Genomic DNA, 18,031 nt, shown 5'->3' with positions numbered 1-18,031 from the left:
GCAGGCACCAGCACCGGGTCGGTGTTACAGCAGCAGGCGGCGGATGTCGCCGAGCTGCTTGGCGACGAACACCGCGAAACGTGCGGCCAGCGCGCCGTCGATCACGCGATGGTCATAGGACAGCGACAGCGGCAACATCAACCGCGGCGCGAATTCCTTGCCATTCCAGACCGGCTTCATCGCCGCCTTGGAGACGCCGAGGATGGCCACTTCCGGCGCGTTGACGATGGGCGTGAACGCGGTGCCGCCGATGCCGCCCAGCGAACTGATCGAGAAGCAGCCACCGGACATCTCGGCCGGGCCAAGCTTCTTGTCGCGCGCCTTCTTCGAAATTTCGCCCAGCTCGCGGGCCAGGTCGAGCAGGCCCTTCTTGTCCACGTCGCGGATCACCGGCACCACCAGGCCATCAGGCGTGTCCACCGCGATGCCGACATGGAAGTACTTCTTCAGGATCAGCTTCTCGCCGGTTTCGTCCAGCGAGGCGTTGAACTGCGGATACTCCTTCAGCGCCGCCACCACCGCCTTCATCTGGAACACCAGCGGGGTGATCTTGAGTTCCTTGTTCTCTTCGCCAAGCTTCTTGCGGAAGGCTTCCAGCTCGGTGATGTCGGCGTCTTCGTGCTGGGTAACGTGGGGGATCATCGCCCAGTTGCGCGCCAGGTTGGCGCCGGAGATCTTCTGGATGCGCGAAAGCGGCTTTTCCTCGATCTCGCCGAACTTGCTGAAGTCGACCTTCGGCCACGGCAGCAGGCTGAGGCCGTTGCCGCCAGCCACCGGCGCGTTGCCCGGACGGGCACCGGACGCCAGCGCGTGCTTCACGTAGCCGGACACATCTTCACGCTGGATGCGACCACTGCGACCGCTGCCCTTGATCTGGGCAATGTCCACGCCCAGTTCGCGCGCAAACGCACGCACCGCCGGGCTGGCGTAGGGCGCATCGCCCGGCATGACGATGGTGGCGTCCAGCGGTGGACGCGGGCTCGGCGCGGCGGTAGGGGCCGGGGCGGCGGACTTCGCGGCATCCGCCGCCGGGGCGGGCGCGGCTGCCGGAGCGGCAGCAGGTGCCGGCGTCGGCGCGGGCGCGGGCGCGGGTGCCGGAGCGGGCGCTGCAGCCGGGGCTTCGGCCTTCGAAGCCGAGGCGTCGGCACCGTCGGCCTCGACCTGCGCGATCACCGCGCCCTCGGACACTTCGTCACCCACCTTCAGCTTCACTTCCTTCACGGTGCCGGCAAACGGTGCGGGCACCTCCATGGTGGCCTTGTCCGATTCCAGCGTGATCAGGCTCTGATCCTTCTCCACACGGTCGCCGGGCTTGATCAATACCTCGATCACCGGCACGTTGTCGTGACCGCCGATATCGGGTACGTGGACTTCTTTGAGGTCGGCCATGGGTTCTCCTGCGGATCAGTGGGACCGCGGGGGATGGCGGTCGCAAGGCTTCAATGATAACGAACATGGCCCCGCTGCGGGCGATTCCGGACGTCCAAATCGTCCATCCGCATACGTATGCAAACCGGCCGAAACGTGCGGATGCATGACCTTGGGCCCGTACACGCGCACCCCCTCATACCTTAGTCTGATGCCTGCAAGCGCTGCGCGGGGCGGCGCCGGAGGGAACCCATGCTGGCCATTCGCGATTTGTCCAAGACTTACGCCAACGGCGTGAAGGCGCTGCGCAGCGTCACGCTCGACATCCCCAACGGCATGTTCGGCCTGCTCGGCCCTAACGGCGCGGGCAAATCGTCGCTGATGCGCACCATCGCCACCCTGCAGGATCCGGACGCCGGCACGATCGCGCTGGATGGCGTTGATCTGCTGGCCGACAAGCAGGCCACCCGTCGCCTTCTTGGCTACCTGCCGCAGGAATTCGGCGTGTACCCGAAGGTGTCGGCCGAGGCGATGCTCAACCACTTCGCCGTGCTCAAGGGCGTTACCGCGAAGGACGAGCGGCGTGAGTTGATCGAAGTGCTGCTGCGCCAGGTGAACCTGTGGGATGTGCGCAAGCGCAAGCTGGGCACCTATTCCGGTGGCATGCGCCAGCGCTTCGGCATCGCCCAGGCGCTGATCGGCGATCCGAAGCTGGTGATCGTGGACGAACCCACTGCCGGCCTCGATCCGGAAGAGCGCAACCGCTTCCTCAACCTGCTGGCGGAAATCGGCGAACGCGTGGTGGTGATCCTGTCCACCCATATCGTGGAAGACGTCACCGACCTGTGCTCGCACATGGCGATCATCGGCCAGGGCCAGGTGCTGCTGGCCGGCGAGCCGCACGAAGCGATCCGCTCGCTGGATGGCCGGGTCTGGCGCCGCAGCATCGACAAGGCCGAGCTGGACAGCTATCGCGCCCGCATGAACATCCTGTCCACCCGGCTGTCCGGCGGACGCACCCTGCTGCACGTATTGGCCGACAGCCGCCCCGAGGAAGGTTTCGAGCCGGTCGCCCCCGATCTGGAAGACGTCTACTTCGGCCGCCTGCGTGCGCAGGCCACCGCCCGGGCCGCCTGACGCCACTTGCACTTTCGTGGGAGCGCACCCTGTGCGCGAGCTTTCCTTCGGCGTGACGCAGAGCATCGCGCACAGGCTGCGCTCCTACACCAGACAGGATCACCGCATGTTCTTCGAGATCTTCCGCTTCGAATGGCGCCAGCAGCTGAGGGCACCGCTGTTCTGGATCATCCTGGCGGCCTTCGCCGGGCTGGCCTTCACCGTCACCAGCACCGACGCCGTCACCGTCATGGGCGGCGCCAGCGGCAATGTGCTGCGCAATGCACCGCTGGTGATCGCGCGCCTGCTTAATGCCTTCGCCGCGCTCAGCATCCTGCTGGTGGTGGTGTTCGTGGCGAACACCGCAATCCGCGATTTCGAGCAGCGCACTGCGGAGCTGCTGTTCGCCACGCCCATGAGCCGCGGCGCCTATCTTGGCGGCCGCTTCGCCGCCGGCTACCTGATCCTGCTGCTGATCCTGGTGGTGTGCGCGCTGGGGCTGGCACTGGGCGGCTCGATGCCATGGGTCGACGCCAGTCGGCTCGGCACGGCCGACTGGCGTGGCTATGCCTGGGGCTTCGGCGTGATGGTGCTGCCGAACATGTTGTTCATCGCCGCGCTGCTGTTCCTGCTGGCCACCGCCACGCGTTCGCTGCTGGCCAGCTACGTGGGCGTGATTGCCTACTTCGTGCTGCATGGCGTGGCCGGCTACCTGAGCCGCGACGTCAACAACCATGTCATCGCGGCGATGCTCGATCCGTTCGGCACCCGCACCCTGGCCATCGTCACTCGCTACTGGTCGCCCGACCAGGCCAACCACCTGCTGCCGACGCTGCATGGCGTGCTGCTGTTCAACCGGCTGCTGTGGCTGGGCGTGTCGGTGCTGATGCTGGTCGCCTCGTTCGTGCTGTTCCGCCCCAACCGCGAGGGGCTGCAATTGCCGCGTCGCAAGAAGCGCGCCGAACCGCCCATGCTGCGTCCGCAGGCCGGCTCGGCTGCACTTGCCCTGCCCCACACCACGCTTCACCACGACTGGCGTGCACGCCTGATCCAGTTACGCACGCAGTTCATGTTCGACACCAGGGGCGTACTGCGCGGCGCGGCATTCCTGGTACTGCTGGTGCTGTCGCTGGTGGTGATGATCGTGGCACTGATCTCGTCCGGGCTGGTCTACGGCACGCCGGTATGGCCGGTCACCCACCACGTGCTCGGCGCGATCAACGGCAGTTTCACCCTGCCGCTGATCATCATCGTGATCTTCTATGCCGGCGAACTGGTCTGGCGCGAGCGTACGCACCAATCGGCCGAGGTGAGCGACGCGTTCCCGGTGCCGGACTGGGTGTCACTGTTGTCCAAGCTGGGCGCACTGCTGGCGATCATCGTGCTGATGCTGCTGATCGGCGCAGTGCTGGGCATGGGCTGGCAGCTGGCGCATGGCTATACCCATCTGGAGCCAGGCCTGTATCTGGGCATGCTGGCACTGAATGCGATCCCGTTCGTGTTGATGGCGGTGCTGGCGCTGTTCCTGCAGGTGGCGAGCAACAACAAATTTTTCGGCTATCTGCTGAACATCATTTGGGTAGTGGCCAGCACGTTGGGCTTCAGCCTGCTGCACTGGGAGCACAACCTGTACAACTACGGCAGCACACCCGGCGTGCCGTATTCGGACATGAACGGCTTCGGCCATTTCATCGTCGGCGCGCTGTGGTTCGACGCCTATTGGGGCTGTCTCGCCGTGGCGTTGCTGGTGCTGTCGGCACTGCTGTGGGTGCGCGGCACCGGTCAATCGTGGCGTGACCGGTTGCATGAGGCCCGCGTGCGTGCGCGGCCACCGCTGGCTGCGCTGTTGGCCGTGGCGCTACTGGCCTTCCTCGGCCTCGGTGGCTGGATCTTCTACAACACCAACGTGCTCAACCATTACGAGAACAGCACGGCGCAGAAACGCGAACAAGCCGATTACGAAAAGCAGTACGCGAAATATGCCGACCTGCCGCAACCGCGCATCACTGCGGTCAAGGCCGACGTGGACATCTATCCGTACAAGCGCCGCCTGCGCATCCACGCGCACTACACCCTGGTCAACAAGCACGACGTGCCGGTCACGAAACTGCTGGTGAACTACACCAACGATTTCGTGCCCGCATCGCTGCACTTCGCCCCGCATGCCACCGCCAGCTTCGACAAGCGTCTGGGCGTGGCGATCTATACGCTGAAGACACCGCTGGCGCCCGGGGCCTCGATGCCGTTCGACTTCGACATCGACTACGCGCCGAAGGGCTTCACCAACGGAACCGGCGAAACCTTCCTCGTCCACAACGGCACCTTCTTCAACAACAGCCTGCTGCCGCAGTTCGGCTACCAGACCAAGTACCAGCTCACCGACCGCAACGATCGCCGCAAGTACGGCCTGAAGCTCGACGTGCCGCGCATGCCGCCGCTGGGCGACCAGAAAGCTCGTGCCAATACCTACATCAGCAACGATGCCGACTGGATCAGCTTCGACACCACGGTGTCCACCGCCGCCGACCAGATCGCGCTGGCGCCCGGTACGCTGCAGAAGAAATGGGCGGCCAACGGCCGCAATTACTTCCATTACGTGATGCAGCAGCCGATGCTGAACTTCTTCGCCTATCTTTCTGCCCGCTATACGGTGAAAAGCGTGGACTGGAAGGGCGTGGACATCTCGGTCTACTACAACCCGGCGCACGCCTGGAACGTGGACCGGATGATCGAGAGCGCGAAGGATTCGCTGGACTACTACGACAGTCACTACACGCCGTACCAGTTCAAGCAGCTGCGCATCCTGGAATTTCCGGACTACGCCGCGTTCGCGCAATCGTTCGCCAATACCATTCCGTTCTCCGAGGCGATCGGTTTCATTGCCGACCTGCGCGACAAGAGCCACCTCGACTACGTCTACGACGTTACCGCGCACGAGATCGCGCACCAGTGGTGGGCGCACCGGGTGATCGGCGCCAACATGCAGGGCTCGACCATGCTCAGCGAATCGCTGGCGCAGTACTCCTCGCTGATGGTGATGAAGCACAAGTACGGCGCCGACCAGATGCGCAAGTTCCTCAAGTACGAACTGGATTCCTACCTCGCCGGCCGCGCCAATGAAAAAGTGGCCGAGGAACCGCTGGCGAAAGTGGAGAACCAGCCGTACATCCACTACCGCAAGGGCTCGCTGGTGTTCTACGCGCTGCAGGATTACGTCGGCGAGGACAAGCTGGACGCGATGCTGAAGCAGTTCCTGCTCGACAAGGGCTTCCAGCAACCACCGTACACCGACTCGCAGGAATTCATGGATGCGCTGTCCAAGGCGCTGGGGCCGAAGTGGCAGCCGATGCTGGACGACTTCTTCTGGAAGATCACCCTGTTCGACAACCGCATCACCGACGCCACCGCGAAGAAGCTGCCGGACGGCAAGTACCAGGTGACCATGAAGGTGCACGCCGGCATGGTCTATGCGGACGGCAAGGGCAAGGAGACGAAAGCCGCGCCGAACATCCCGATCGAGATCGGCGTATTTGCCGCCTCGCCTGGCGCGGGCAAGGACGGCAAGCCGCTGTACCTGGCCAAGCGCAACCTGGCCGAGGGCGACAGCACGATCACCGTCACCGTTGACGGCAAGCCCGCCACTGCCGGCATCGATCCGTACAACGAGCTGATCGACAAGGTCTCCAGTGACAACCGCCGCGCGGTGACGCTGCAATAGCTGTTTGTTTCCCGCAGGCCGCGATCACCGCCTGCGGGAAACCGTCTCAGGTGCGATCGGTGGTCGACGACAACAAGTCGGCCTGCACCACTTTCAACTCGCGCTGCGGCAGCGGGATGCTGATGCCCTTGTCGTCGAAGCGCTTCTTGATCGCGCCCAGCAGATCGGTCTGCACCGTCCAGAAATCCGCGGTGAGCGTCCACGCGCGTACCAGCAGGTCGACCGAGCTCTCGCCCAGCCCATGGGTCCAGACGACCGGCTCCGGATCCTTCAGCACCCGCGCGTCCGCAGCCAGCAGCTGATGAATCTCGGCCATGGCGGCGTCGATATTGTCCTTGTAGCCAATGCGCACATCGAGCTGGAAACGGCGCTTGCCGCGACGGTTGTAGTTGGTGATCACATCGCTGCCGACCTTGCCGTTCGGCACCACCGACTCGCGGCCGTCCGGCAGCAGCAATTGCGTGTGCATCAGGTTGATGCTTTCCACCGTGCCATCGACACCCGCGACGGTAACGAAATCGCCCACCCGGAACGGGCGGAACATGATCAGCAACACACCCCAGGCCAGGTTGCTCAGCGAGCCTTGCAGCGCCAGGCCAATAGCCAGGCCCGCGGTACCCAGCGCCGCCACCATCGGCGCCGATGGCACGCCGATCACGCCCAGCGCCATCACCACAAGCACGGCGATCAATACGCCGAACAGCAGGTTGCGCAGGAAGCCGATCAGGGTGGTGTCGATCTTCGCCCGGCCCAGCGCACGCGCGGAGAAATTCACGATTCGCCGCACCACCCACGTACCGACCACCAGCAGCACCAGCGCGCCCAGCACTTTCAGGCCGACGCGCGTGAGCGTGTCCACGTTGACATAGTCGGAGAGAGAGGGAATCGCGGCGTGGCTGGCGGCGACTTCATGGGGCTGGAAAAGCATGGGGATCAGGCTCCGGCTGGAAAATCGGCCACAAGCCTAACAGCGCTGGCGAAAAGGTTCGGTGTATCCCGGGCATGCGTGGATGGCCCCGGTCGACATCCGCCGCGAAGGCGCCGATCACCTGCACCCCAGGCCTGCAGGCAAAAGAAGCCGCACCAGGCGTTGCGCCTGATGCGACATGCCGTGCGCGGCTAGGGGGGTACGCACGGTTGGGGAGTCACGCTGGAATCAGCGTATGGCGACTTGCCTTGCCTGGTTTTCATGCTCCGTATTCGTGTGTTTCAGCAATTGCAGCGCGGAGCCATCCGCCAGGCGGAAGCTGAATTGCTGCTGCAACTTGTCCAGTGATTCCAGTCGCGGACAAACGGCCTTGGCACGCGCCTCGAGTTGATCCGAGCGCTGGTCCATGGCCTTGTCGATCGATTGGTCGATTGCATCGGCACGTGCCTCGACATCGCTGGCGTGGCCGGTCAACACCGCCCACAGCACGCTACGGGTAATCGAGTGCGCCATGTCGTTGGCGGCCTCGGTCACCGGCTGCTCAATGGCCGAGCCGAAACCCTGCTGATCCCAGCGCTGCGCGTTGATGTGCGCATCCAGCGCACGCAAGGCTTCGCGGCGCTGATGGTTGAGCCGATCCACCAGTGCATCACGATGATGCTGGCTGCCGCCCAGTGTCGCCGCCACCGTGGTCAGCGCGTCGAACGCCATGCCGATCGCCTCGTTGGCAATGCCGGCCATCTGTGGCAGCAAGTCGCGCATATCGCTTTCGTAGGCGCGCAAGCGGGCCGCATCCGCACGAGACACGGCCACCGCCTTGCCGTTCACCCGCAACTGGCCGTCGTGCATGAACACGTCGGAGGGATGGCCATCGCCACTGCGATGAAAGTCGATGCCATCCGGCTTCGCCTGCACGTCGTAGGCACTGCTGTAACCACAGTGTTCGTTGTCGACATGCAGGTCGCGGGCCGACGCCTGGGCCATCGCAGCCACACCCAGCGATACGGCCAAAATCATCCATCGTTTGCGCATGTTCGTTTCCCCGTGAACACGGACGGTCATCGTCCGAACCCGGCTTGGATGCCGCTCCATGCCGTAAAGGTTTAACCGGATTCGCCTTGCAGGCATGGGCCATGCGTCATCCCGTGCTGTTGGTCATGCTGTCGTGACCATGCCATCCGACACACGCAGCTCGATGGCAGAAACGCGGTCGCACGCTAGGCAAGCCGCCACGGGCGAGCTAAGTTGCCAGGATCGACCGTCGTTCGTGGAGCAGCACATGCCCGATTCCACCGATGTCATCGTCGTCGGCGCCGGCCTGGCCGGACTGGTTGCCGCCACCGAGCTGACCAATGCCGGCCGCCACGTGCGCGTGCTGGAGCAGGAGCCGGAACAGAACCTGGGCGGCCAGGCGTTCTGGTCGTTCGGCGGCCTGTTCTTCGTCGACTCGCCGGAGCAGCGGCGCATGGGCGTGCATGATTCGCATGCACTGGCGCTGGCCGACTGGATGGGCACCGCTGCGTTCGATCGGCCCGAGGATCACTGGCCGCGACGCTGGGCCGAGGCCTATGTGGATTTCGCCGCCGGCGAGAAACGCGCCTGGCTGCACGCCATGGGCATGCGCTGGTTTCCAGTGGTGGGCTGGGCCGAGCGCGGCGGCTATGGCGCGATCGGCCACGGCAACTCGGTGCCGCGCTTCCACGTCACCTGGGGCACCGGGCCGGGCGTGCTCGAACCGTTTGTGCGCCGCGCCCGCGAAGCCGTGGCCAAAGGTTTGCTGCGTTTCGACTTCCGCCATCGCGTGGACGAGCTGATCGTGGAAAACGGCGCCGTCGTCGGCGTGCGCGGCACGCGCCTGGTCGACGATGCCGCGGCACGCGGCAAGCCCAGCTCACGCGCGGCAGCGGGCGATTTCGAACAACGCGCACAGGCGGTGATCGTGGCCTCCGGCGGCATCGGCGGGAACCAGGCACTGGTGCGCCAGAACTGGCCGGCACGGCTCGGCACGCCACCGGCGCACATGCTTTGCGGCGTACCCGCGCACGTGGATGGCCGCATGCTCGGCATCAGCGAAACCGCCGGCGCGCGCCTGATCAACCGCGACCGCATGTGGCACTACGTGGAAGGCATCGAGAACTGGGACCCGATCTGGCCGATGCACGCCATCCGCATCCTGCCCGGGCCGTCGTCGCTATGGTTCGACGCCACCGGCAAGCGTCTGCCCGGGCCGCTGTGGCCGGGTTTCGACACGCTGGGCACGCTGGAATACCTGCGCCATACCGGCCACGACTACAGCTGGTTCGTGCTCGATCAGTCGATCATTCGGCGCGAATTTGCGCTGTCCGGTTCGGAGCAGAATCCCGACCTTACCGGCAAAAGCTGGCGCCAGGTGGCGAAGCGCGCAATCGGCAAGCACGCGCCGGCACCGGTGGAGGCGTTCAAGCAGCACGGTCGCGACTTCGTCGTGCGCGACACGCTGGAGGAACTGGTGGCCGGCATGAATGCACTGGCCGGCAACGCACTGCTGGATGCGGCGCAACTGCGCCGCGAAATCGAGGCGCGCGACCGGCAGTTCGACAACCCCTACAGCAAGGACAGCCAGGTCATGGCGATCCACAATGCGCGGCGCTACCGCGGTGATCGACTGGTGCGCGTGGCCAAGCCGCACCGCCTGCTTGATCCCTCGCATGGACCGCTGATCGCGGTGCGCCTGAACATCCTCACCCGCAAGACCCTGGGCGGCCTCGAAACCGACCTGCAGGCCCGCGTGCTGGGCCACGACGGCCAGCCGCTGCCTGGCCTGTACGCCGCCGGCGAAGCGGCCGGTTTCGGGGGCGGTGGCCTGCACGGTTATCGCTCGCTGGAGGGCAGCTTCCTCGGCGGTTGCCTGTTTTCCGGGCGCATCGCCGGGCGCGCCGCTGCGGCCGCCGTGGCATGAGCGAGAGCCGCTTGCCACGCATGGCCATCCACGGCGCCGGCCTGGTCGGCTGCTATCTGGGCGGACGTCTGCACGGCCACGCCGCCGTGCGACTGATCTGCCGGCCGTACATGATCACCGTGCTCAACGAGCACGGTCTCGGCACCAGTGACTTCCGCGGCCATCAGCGGCATGTCGCCGTCGACTCGTTGGACCTGCGCACGCATGCCAGTGCCGCCGTCGACGCCGAGCTGGTGCTGGTGACGGTGAAGTCCGCCGCCACGGCGGAAGTGGCGGAGAAGCTGGCCGGCGTGCTCGCACCCGGTGCCGTGGTCATCAGCTTCCAGAACGGGCTGCACAACGCGCAGCAACTGCGCGCGGCGCTGCCGGCGCATACCGTGCTGGCCGGCATGGTGCCGTTCAACGTGGTGCAAACTTCGCCCGGCGTATTCCACCAGGCCTCATCCGGCGCATTGATGGTGGAGGACTCGCCCGCGCTGGCACCATTCATGGAGGCCTTCGCCAGCGCCGGCCTGCCGCTGCAACCGCGCAGCGACATGCCCGCCGTGCAATGGGCCAAGCTGCTGCTCAACCTCAACAACGCGCTGAACGCGTTGAGCGGTTTGCCGTTGCGCGAAGAACTGTCGCAACGCGCATGGCGGCGTTGCCTGGCACTGGCCCAGCGCGAGGCACTGCACGTGCTTGATGCCGCGAAGATCCGCCCGGCGCGACTCACACCGTTGCCGCCCGGCTGGTTGCCGCGCGTGCTGGAATGGCCCGACCTGCTGTTCCGCCGCATCGCCACCACGATGCTGGCAATCGACCCGCTGGCACGCTCCTCCACCTGGGAGGATCTGCAGACGGGTCGGCGTACCGAAGTGGACTACATCAACGGCGAAGTGGTGAAACTGGCCGAGGCACACGGCCTGCGTGCCCCGGTCAACGCGCGCCTGGTCGACTTGATTCGCGAAGCGGAGCAGCAGCCGCGACCCTGGCTTGGCGAAGCCTTGCTGGCGGAGTTGCGCAACGCCTGTTGACGCCAACGCCCTCCGCCTCATCGGCGACGTCGGTTCAGGACCGGCGTTCGTCGATATCGGTCACCAGGCCATCGACGATGGTCACCACGATCACGTGACCGTCGCGCCGATACTGCCAGCGCTGGCCGCCCGAGCTGCTGCGGCCTCTCGTTCCCCGGCGATGACGACCTCGCGAGCTGCCGCGATGCGCGCGATACGACGGGCGCCCCAGCAATTCCTGCACGTGCGCCGCAGTGTCGCCCACCATCAGCAATCGATTGCCCACGCGCAAGCTGTCGGAGGCCTGCGCCACGCCGGCACAAGCGATCCACGCGAACCCGAAAAGCACGAACACCCACATACGATGAGGCATGACGTCTCCCTGTCTGTCGTTGCACAAGCCCGGCACGCCGCCGAGCGGATCCTGGACTGCCAGGAGCGTGGGCGGCAGAAATCTTCCGGGCTGCAAAAGTGTCTGCGTGGTCCATATCTCCGTCGCTTCCTGGCCCATAGAACCACTATGGGCCGGCGAATCGTCGAAGCGCTTCATAACAGCGAAGCTGGTCAAATCTGTCCTCACGCAGCCACTTTTTCGCCTCGAAAGTTTCTACCACCCAAGCTCCTAGAACCCCGCGCCTGGCTGCGCGAGATAGTGCAGTTCCTCCTCCGTGCTCGGTCGACCCAGCACGGCGTTGCGATGTGGAAAGCGGCCGAAGCGCGCGATCACTTCGCGATGACGCCGAGCATAGTTCAGCGAACTTCGGAAACGGGGGCGCTCCGCCGGCGTCACCTCCGCGTACAAGGCCTCGAACAACGCCACCGAACGCTGCTGCAGGCCTTCATTTTCAGCATGTTCCAGCGGCATGTAGGCAAACCCGCGCTGCAGCGGCGGAAGCTGGCGGTCGAAACCTTCGGCAATGCCCGACAAGGCAAGCCGCTGCGCACTGACGTCCTGCGCCCACGCGCGCGGGTCATCCCGATACAGGTTGCGCGGAAACTGATCGAGCAGGATCAGCAGTGCCAGCCAGCCGCGCGGCGTGTCCGCCCATGCATCGAGGCGACCTTCCGCGGCGGCCTGCACCTCGGCGCCGAAGCGGGCCCGAATCTGTTCGTCAAAGGCGGCACTCTTGGCAAACCAGCGTTTGGCCTGCTTGTCGGCGAACCAGAAATCCAGCAACGCGTCGGCGCGGGACGGTGTCGTGGACATGCTGAAGCCTCCTCGTGGCATCCGGACACCCGGGCACGATAACAGGCCTTCAGTAGCCCACCGCGCGGGCCAGGCTGCGCATGTCGCGATGCAGGGCATCCAGTCGCGGACGCTGTCGATGCAGCAGGGGTGCCGCATCGGTCGACGCCGTGGCCAGCGCCTGCTCGAAGCTGCGCAACAAGGCCGCTTCGTCGCGAGCCAGCAGGCGAATCCACAACACGTCGCTGCGCGGTATCGCGCGCCAGCGCCAGGCGTCGATGCGCGATTGCACTGCGTCCATCCAGTGTGCCTTTGGAGCCTGCGCAGCCACCGGCTCGCGGCCCTGCGCACGCCATTCGGCAATCAGCTGATCGAGCAGTTCCGCGTTTTCCAGCAGCACGCTGCGCAGACCCGGTTCGTCCACGGTGATGGCCGCACGACGATACGCCGCACGCAGGTGAAGACTGCGACGGATCATGTTGCGCCAAGGGTGTCGCGATACAGCGTGTCGCGATACGGGATGTTGCGATACGGGCGACACGGGGCCGCCTCCTGTCCATGGGGAACTGGTTGCCAGTTTCGGACCCGGCCACTTAGCGCAGGGTTAACCCGCCCCGCGCGTGGGCAAAGCACTCAGAATCCGTTCAAGGTTGGGCGACTCAGTGGCCTACCTCAAGCAGGTCCAGCGACCGCCCCTGATCGTCGCGGATCCCCTGCTGCAGCGAGGCCAGGCGCTGGATGTCCGGGCACAAGGCCTCGATCCGCGGGCGCAACACCTGCATGCGTTGCTGCAGGCGGGCCGGCCATGTGTTGGCCAGGTTGCTGGCGCGGTCGCGCAGGGCGGCGGCACCCTGCAGGTCGCCACTCATGGCCGCGGTCAGCGCCTGCTGCCCAAGATCGGCCGCCAGCAGCGGCACGATGTCGCTGGCCAGGCGCTGGGCATACTGGTTGGCGGCGGTACCGTGCCAGTCGTGGGTGCTCTGGCTGGCCGCGATGCGCTGTTTGAGGTCGGCCGCATCCGCCGCCAGCCGGCGATCCAGTTCGGCACGCGTATCGGCGCCCAGGTTCAATCCGCCCGCTTCGCTGCGGATGGCCTGCACCGCGACGTCCACGCCCTGGTCGGCCACGGCCTTCACCCGTGGCACCAGCGCACGAAGGTTGCGTTCGAACAGGCTCAGCCGATCCTGGTTTTCGTCATTCAGCGCCACCGCTTGGCCATCAACCCGCAGCGTGCCGTCCTCCAGCAGCACCCGTCGCGGTGCCGGGGCGGGCCGGTCGAACAGCAGGCTGTTCGCCTGCACGGTGAGGTCGTAGCTGCTGCTGGCGTGGCAGGTCGCCGCCAGCTGTTGCGCATGGACACTGGTCGCGGCAGCGAACAATCCGAACAGGATGAGGGGCAGATGACGCATGACGGGTTTCCGGCGGATTCCAGCGCACAGCGATACCCCGGCGCGAGCGAACCCGCGCTGAACCCGGGCCGGCCACGCCGCTGGATTCAGCGCGTCAGCGAATCCTTGCGCCCACGGAATTGCGCTTTCACCGACGGCTGGCCCAACCGCCACGCCAGCCATACCAGCACGGGCACCGAAACCACTTTGAGTGCCAGGCCGATGTGGTAACTGCGCCGCGCATGGTCCAGCAGCGCCTGCAACGCCACCGCCCCCTGCGGGCCGGCGGCAGCGGCCATCGCCGTCGCCGAATCGACAAAACCGTGCCATTGCTGGAACAGCCACAAGCCGCTCAATGCCGACCACGCCGCCAGGATTCCGGCAGCCACCTGCAGCGGCAGTCGCGACCAGGCCTGGTGCAGAATGCCGCCCGCGCACAACACGATCAGTGCAAAGGCCGCCAACAGGTACCCGGCATCCCAGGCCAGCATGACGCGAAGCCCCGCGGCCCTTTGCGCATCGCCAGACCCCAAAGCCTTCAGGTGCGCCCACACTTCCTGTGCGTGATGCACGTATTGCAGGCAGCCAAACGCGGCCAGCAGCAGGATCAGCCACAGCACGATGCGCCACAGCGCCAGTCTTGACGAGGATGCGCTCGTGCGCATGGTGAATGGCATCGGGAAACCACCTTTCTTGATGAGGCCAGGTCATGCAGAACCAGGCCGGAATTCGCTTTCAAACCCACGTCACGACAGACCTTCGCGACGAAACCCGTATGGATCGACCAGGCGCGAGGTGCGCCAGGCGTACTGCAAACCGGTCACCGAACCCGGTCTGTCATGGAGACGTTACATGGTACTTCGCGGCGAACCGGGCGTGCGAGCTCGCCTCGCCGATACGACGAAGGGCGCCCGGAGGCGCCCTTCGTCGTCGCGTTGCCTGCCAGGATCAGCGGCGGCTGATGGTGAACTTGCCCACCGACACGCCAAGGTTCACGCCCTCGCCGGTACCAGCCAGCGCCAGCGACGTGGTGCCCTTGGTCAGCACCTGCGCGGTGCCGCTCTTGACCACGCCGGCCTCGGCGCCCGCCTGGGCGTAATCGCCGAATACGTCGGCGATGCTGCGCACATCACTGATTTCGCCCTTGCCATGGTCAATGCGGAACTTGCCCGCGGTGAGGCCACCGCCGACCACGCTGATCTTCACCGGTGCGCTCTGGCCATTGTCGCAAGTCACGAAGCCAGTGCCCTCGGCGTGCTTGTAGATAAGCGACCAGCCGGACAGCTTGAATTTCAGGTGACATTCCACCTTCGCCGTTTCGGCCGCATGCACGGGAGCCACCGGCAACGCCGTCATCGCACCCGCACACAGCATCAGGGCAGCCGTCAGTCCAAGGGTACGCTTGCTCATGGTCCTCTCCTTACGTTTGGCGTGATCGCCGGTTAAGCGTCCAGTCTCTGACGCAACAAGTGAACGAACAGACAAAACCGGAATACCTGTTCAGCGCCCGCACGGCAGCGTGACGGCGGCGTGCAGGTGCCGTCGCCGGGGTTTGGTCACGCATGCCTTGATGATTCACTAACAACAGGGCGCGCAAACTTCGTCACGCAGGCTCGACGCCGTCACCCATGGAGAAAACATGCTCAAACATTCACTGGTTGGTTACGACGGTTCCGAATCCTCGCAACAGGCATTCCGTTTCGCGATGGAAGTGGCGCGGGCATGCGGCGGCCGCGTACGCGTGGTGTCCGTGCTGCAGGTCGCCGAGGGCGGCGACACCTGCGCGCTGATGATGACCGATGCCGGCGCGCAACGTGCGCAGGACCTGCTCGACGAACTGAAGACGCTGGAGCCGGATGCCGCTGGCCTGATCGACCTCGAAGTCACCCACGGCAGTCCCGGCGACGTGCTGCTCAGCCAGGTGCAGCAACACGACATCGACCACATCGTGATTGGTCACACCGCCCGCGGCACGCTGGCGCGCTGGCTGCTCGGCTCGGTCTCCGGCGACGTGCTGGCGCGTGCGCACGTGCCGGTGACCGTGGTGCGTTGACACCGGCACCTCGTCGAAAATACCGGCGAGTCGGTTCGCGTTAATCCACGCAGCGGTCCGGCCCTTATGCTGGATCGCTCATCGCCAGGTCACTCTGCGGCGTTTCTCGCCCCGTTCCCGGCCCATTCCCCCAGCAGGAACCCCACCGTGGACACCACCGACGCCCAGCCGTGGACGCTGGAAAATCTGGACTTGACGCGCATCGACGTCGCGCGCATCCGCCACGACGAAGACCTGTTCTTCCTGGTCTGCGCCGCGTCGTTCGCCGAACAGGCGGCACAGCCGCACATGCACGAACTGGTCAAGCAGTTTGCCGGTGACCGCGCATGGCAAGCGTGGTTGCGCCAATGCTGGCAACCGGAAAAGTGCCAGCACGGCCATGCCCTGGCCGCCTATGTGCGCCATGTCTGGCCGGAATACGACTGGCAGGCCGGCTTCAAGGCCTGTCTCGATGCCGCCGTGGTGCAGCCGCCCGAGCTCTACCGCGAGCGCGGCTTGACCCTGGCCGCACGTTGCGTGATCGGCGCCGGCGTGGCCAGCCATTACCGCGCGCTCGGCGAGATCACCGACGAACCGGTGCTGCGCGAGCTGGTCGCCTGCATCAAGCGCGACGAAGTCCGTCACTTCAACCGCTTCTGCCAGCAACTGGAGCAGTGCCGCACCGAAGAAGGAACCGGTCGTTACCGGATGCTTCGCGCCATGCTGGGCCAGGCCCGGCGCGGACGTGCGCCGAACCATGACGCGGCGCTCCAGCCGGTGTTCGCGCAGTGCTATCCGCAGCAAGTCGCCGACCCGGCCAGCCGCGCGCAGCTCGCCGACCGCGTCCATCAGCGCCTGCGCGCCCATTTCGGCGCCAACACCACGGCAAGAATGCTGCTCAAGCCGCTGGATCTGTCACCACGCCTGCACGACATGCTGGAAAGGCCGCTGACACGATTCAGCCACCGCGTATGGCCGCTGCCCTCACGCGCCCATGCCGCGCTGGCGCCGGAGCCCGCGCGTTCGTAGTTCGGTTGTGCGCTATCGGACCGGCGCCGCCGTGCGCGGTTCCGATTCGATCTTGCGCTGTTTCGCCTGCTCGATCTTCAGGCGCGCCACATCCACCGGGCGGATGCGCGTGATCGTGCAGGGAAAGTCGCGATGCCCGGTGAGCACCTTGTCGAAATTCACCGACACTTCGTCCAGGTTCGAAGTCAGCCCGATCGCGTTGGTGAATTCGAGGTTCTGGCAAGCGCCACCCACATCCAGCAGCCAGGCCTTGTTCGGCCGCGTGTAGACGGCGAGCTGCGTATCGCTCAGCGGCTCCCACGACCACAACGGCGCGAAGAAACGGAAGCTGCGCACCGGCGCGCCGGCTGCCGCGAGGTACGCAGCCTGGCGCTGCTGCTGACGCTGCGCATAGGGCACGCTGGAACAGGCTGCCAGCAGGCCGGCCAGGACGATGGCCATCGATACCCGCACGCATGACATGGTGGCTACCTCCGCTGGAAACCTGCCCATTACAACGCGCAAGCACCCGCGCCGTGCACGTGCCTATTTCTTCTTGCCGCCCTTGTGCATGGTCACCTTCTGCCACTTCGCCGGCTCGAAGCCCGCCACCTCGTAGGTCAGCGTTTCGTGCTTGTCACCATCGGTCAGGGTCACGTCCATGGTGATCTTCTTCGTTTTCGCCATGGCGTCGATGAAGGCCTGGTCGTCGCGGATGAACAGGGCCGGTTCGCCGCCGTTGGGCCGATAGGCGCGCAGTTTGCGCGGCTTGCCGTCGAAGGTTGCAGGAATCAGACAATTGCCCTTGCACACGAAGCCGTGGCCGCTGCCGAACAGGAACACGCTCTGGCCCCAGTCCGAATGCCGGCGCAGCACCAGCCGCACGGCGTCGTTGCCGCCCGGCTCGCTGCTGTAGATGGCTGCGGTGGACTGCGTGCCGCCTTCCATCGGCCCGAGCTGATACAGCCACAAGCCCTTGAGTCGACGCGATTCGCTTTCCGCCTTCCAGCGCTTCTGGATGTCCGGCAAGGTCTGCTGCACTTCCTTTGCCGCCGCGCTGTCCGGGAAGCGGCTGACGATGTCCTGGCCCAGCGAGGCTGCCATCTGGTCGTTCTTGATCTTCAGCAGTTCGCGATAGGTGGCCAGCTGCCGCGCCGCATCGGCCTGCCTGGCCTGGGCTTGCGCCTGCGCACCGCTGGCCGGGGCTGACGCATTGCCGCCTTGCTGCGAACAGGCGGCGAGTCCCAGCGCAGCGCACACGGCAAGCGCAACGAGACCATGGCGGAAGGTCGGCTTCATCATCGTCGGCAGATTCCTGGATAACAGATGCCTAGCTTGGAACGAGCCGGCGCCG

At 65.7% G+C, this 18,031-nt stretch carries 17 protein-coding genes; 6 read left to right on the top strand and 11 right to left on the bottom strand.

Annotated elements, in window-relative coordinates; all coding sequences use genetic code 11:
* Positions 1-24: 24 nt before the first annotated feature.
* Positions 25-1,389, bottom strand: a complete 1,365-nt coding sequence (gene aceF, locus AB7849_RS07455; protein WP_369500779.1) for a dihydrolipoyllysine-residue acetyltransferase — start codon at positions 1,387-1,389, stop codon at positions 25-27.
* Between the two features lie 231 nt (positions 1,390-1,620).
* Between aceF and AB7849_RS07450 the strand changes: the two genes are divergently transcribed.
* On the top strand, positions 1,621-2,505 hold the full coding sequence (locus AB7849_RS07450) for an ABC transporter ATP-binding protein (RefSeq protein ID WP_369500778.1): 885 nt from the start codon (positions 1,621-1,623) through the stop codon (positions 2,503-2,505).
* Positions 2,506-2,611: 106 nt separating this feature from the next.
* Positions 2,612-6,202 carry an ABC transporter permease/M1 family aminopeptidase gene (locus tag AB7849_RS07445; RefSeq protein ID WP_037101972.1) on the top strand — a complete coding sequence of 1,197 codons (3,591 nt, stop codon included), beginning with the start codon at positions 2,612-2,614 and terminating at the stop codon, positions 6,200-6,202.
* Between the two features lie 46 nt (positions 6,203-6,248).
* Here the strand turns inward: AB7849_RS07445 and AB7849_RS07440 are convergent, their stop codons facing one another.
* Together AB7849_RS07440 and AB7849_RS07435 are read right to left on the bottom strand one after the other, a co-directional pair.
* Positions 6,249-7,130 carry a mechanosensitive ion channel family protein gene (locus tag AB7849_RS07440; RefSeq protein WP_008215497.1) on the bottom strand — a complete coding sequence of 294 codons (882 nt, stop codon included), beginning with the start codon at positions 7,128-7,130 and terminating at the stop codon, positions 6,249-6,251.
* Between the two features lie 228 nt (positions 7,131-7,358).
* Complete coding sequence (locus AB7849_RS07435) at positions 7,359-8,162, bottom strand: DUF2884 family protein (protein WP_008215499.1); 804 nt, start codon at positions 8,160-8,162, stop codon at positions 7,359-7,361.
* A 247-nt stretch (positions 8,163-8,409) separates the two neighbouring features.
* On the opposite strand from AB7849_RS07435, the gene AB7849_RS07430 reads away from it, so the two are divergent.
* Positions 8,410-10,068 carry an FAD-binding dehydrogenase gene (locus AB7849_RS07430; RefSeq protein ID WP_369500777.1) on the top strand — a complete coding sequence of 553 codons (1,659 nt, stop codon included), beginning with the start codon at positions 8,410-8,412 and terminating at the stop codon, positions 10,066-10,068.
* Complete coding sequence (locus AB7849_RS07425; protein WP_202799606.1) at positions 10,065-11,084, top strand: 2-dehydropantoate 2-reductase; 1,020 nt, start codon at positions 10,065-10,067, stop codon at positions 11,082-11,084. The genes AB7849_RS07430 and AB7849_RS07425 overlap by 4 nt, the downstream gene beginning before the upstream one ends.
* A gap of 34 nt (positions 11,085-11,118) precedes the next feature.
* Here AB7849_RS07425 and AB7849_RS07420 read toward each other — a convergent pair whose 3' ends face one another.
* From AB7849_RS07420 to AB7849_RS07395, 6 genes are all read right to left on the bottom strand, one after another.
* On the bottom strand, positions 11,119-11,436 hold the full coding sequence (locus AB7849_RS07420; RefSeq protein ID WP_037097875.1) for a DUF2845 domain-containing protein: 318 nt from the start codon (positions 11,434-11,436) through the stop codon (positions 11,119-11,121).
* A 249-nt stretch (positions 11,437-11,685) separates the two neighbouring features.
* Positions 11,686-12,270 (bottom strand): DUF924 family protein, encoded by a 585-nt coding sequence (locus AB7849_RS07415; RefSeq protein WP_008210037.1) that lies wholly within the window; start codon positions 12,268-12,270, stop codon positions 11,686-11,688.
* A gap of 49 nt (positions 12,271-12,319) precedes the next feature.
* Positions 12,320-12,727 (bottom strand): hypothetical protein, encoded by a 408-nt coding sequence (locus AB7849_RS07410; protein ID WP_008210040.1) that lies wholly within the window; start codon positions 12,725-12,727, stop codon positions 12,320-12,322.
* Between the two features lie 181 nt (positions 12,728-12,908).
* Positions 12,909-13,658, bottom strand: coding sequence for a DUF2884 family protein (locus tag AB7849_RS07405; protein WP_008210042.1), 750 nt, complete (start codon positions 13,656-13,658; stop codon positions 12,909-12,911).
* A gap of 86 nt (positions 13,659-13,744) precedes the next feature.
* On the bottom strand, positions 13,745-14,302 hold the full coding sequence (locus tag AB7849_RS07400) for a hypothetical protein (protein WP_139201697.1): 558 nt from the start codon (positions 14,300-14,302) through the stop codon (positions 13,745-13,747).
* A gap of 283 nt (positions 14,303-14,585) precedes the next feature.
* Positions 14,586-15,047 carry a hypothetical protein gene (locus tag AB7849_RS07395; RefSeq protein ID WP_008210046.1) on the bottom strand — a complete coding sequence of 154 codons (462 nt, stop codon included), beginning with the start codon at positions 15,045-15,047 and terminating at the stop codon, positions 14,586-14,588.
* A gap of 229 nt (positions 15,048-15,276) precedes the next feature.
* On the opposite strand from AB7849_RS07395, the gene AB7849_RS07390 reads away from it, so the two are divergent.
* Together AB7849_RS07390 and AB7849_RS07385 are read left to right on the top strand one after the other, a co-directional pair.
* Positions 15,277-15,690: a universal stress protein gene (locus tag AB7849_RS07390; protein WP_008210048.1), complete on the top strand. Its 414-nt coding sequence runs from the start codon at positions 15,277-15,279 to the stop codon at positions 15,688-15,690.
* 147 nt (positions 15,691-15,837) lie between these two features.
* Entirely contained in the window at positions 15,838-16,698 is an 861-nt protein-coding gene (locus AB7849_RS07385) for a ferritin-like domain-containing protein (protein WP_008210050.1), read from the top strand.
* 12 nt (positions 16,699-16,710) lie between these two features.
* Here AB7849_RS07385 and AB7849_RS07380 read toward each other — a convergent pair whose 3' ends face one another.
* On the bottom strand, positions 16,711-17,160 hold the full coding sequence (locus tag AB7849_RS07380; protein ID WP_008210053.1) for a DUF6491 family protein: 450 nt from the start codon (positions 17,158-17,160) through the stop codon (positions 16,711-16,713).
* Positions 17,161-17,223: 63 nt separating this feature from the next.
* Complete coding sequence (locus AB7849_RS07375; protein ID WP_008210054.1) at positions 17,224-17,979, bottom strand: hypothetical protein; 756 nt, start codon at positions 17,977-17,979, stop codon at positions 17,224-17,226.
* Positions 17,980-18,031 lie beyond the last annotated feature (52 nt).

This window comes from Rhodanobacter sp. FW021-MT20 (genome assembly GCF_041107475.1).
GTDB classification, from domain to species: domain Bacteria; phylum Pseudomonadota; class Gammaproteobacteria; order Xanthomonadales; family Rhodanobacteraceae; genus Rhodanobacter_A; species Rhodanobacter_A glycinis.
This window is presented reverse-complemented; position numbering and strand designations above follow the sequence as displayed.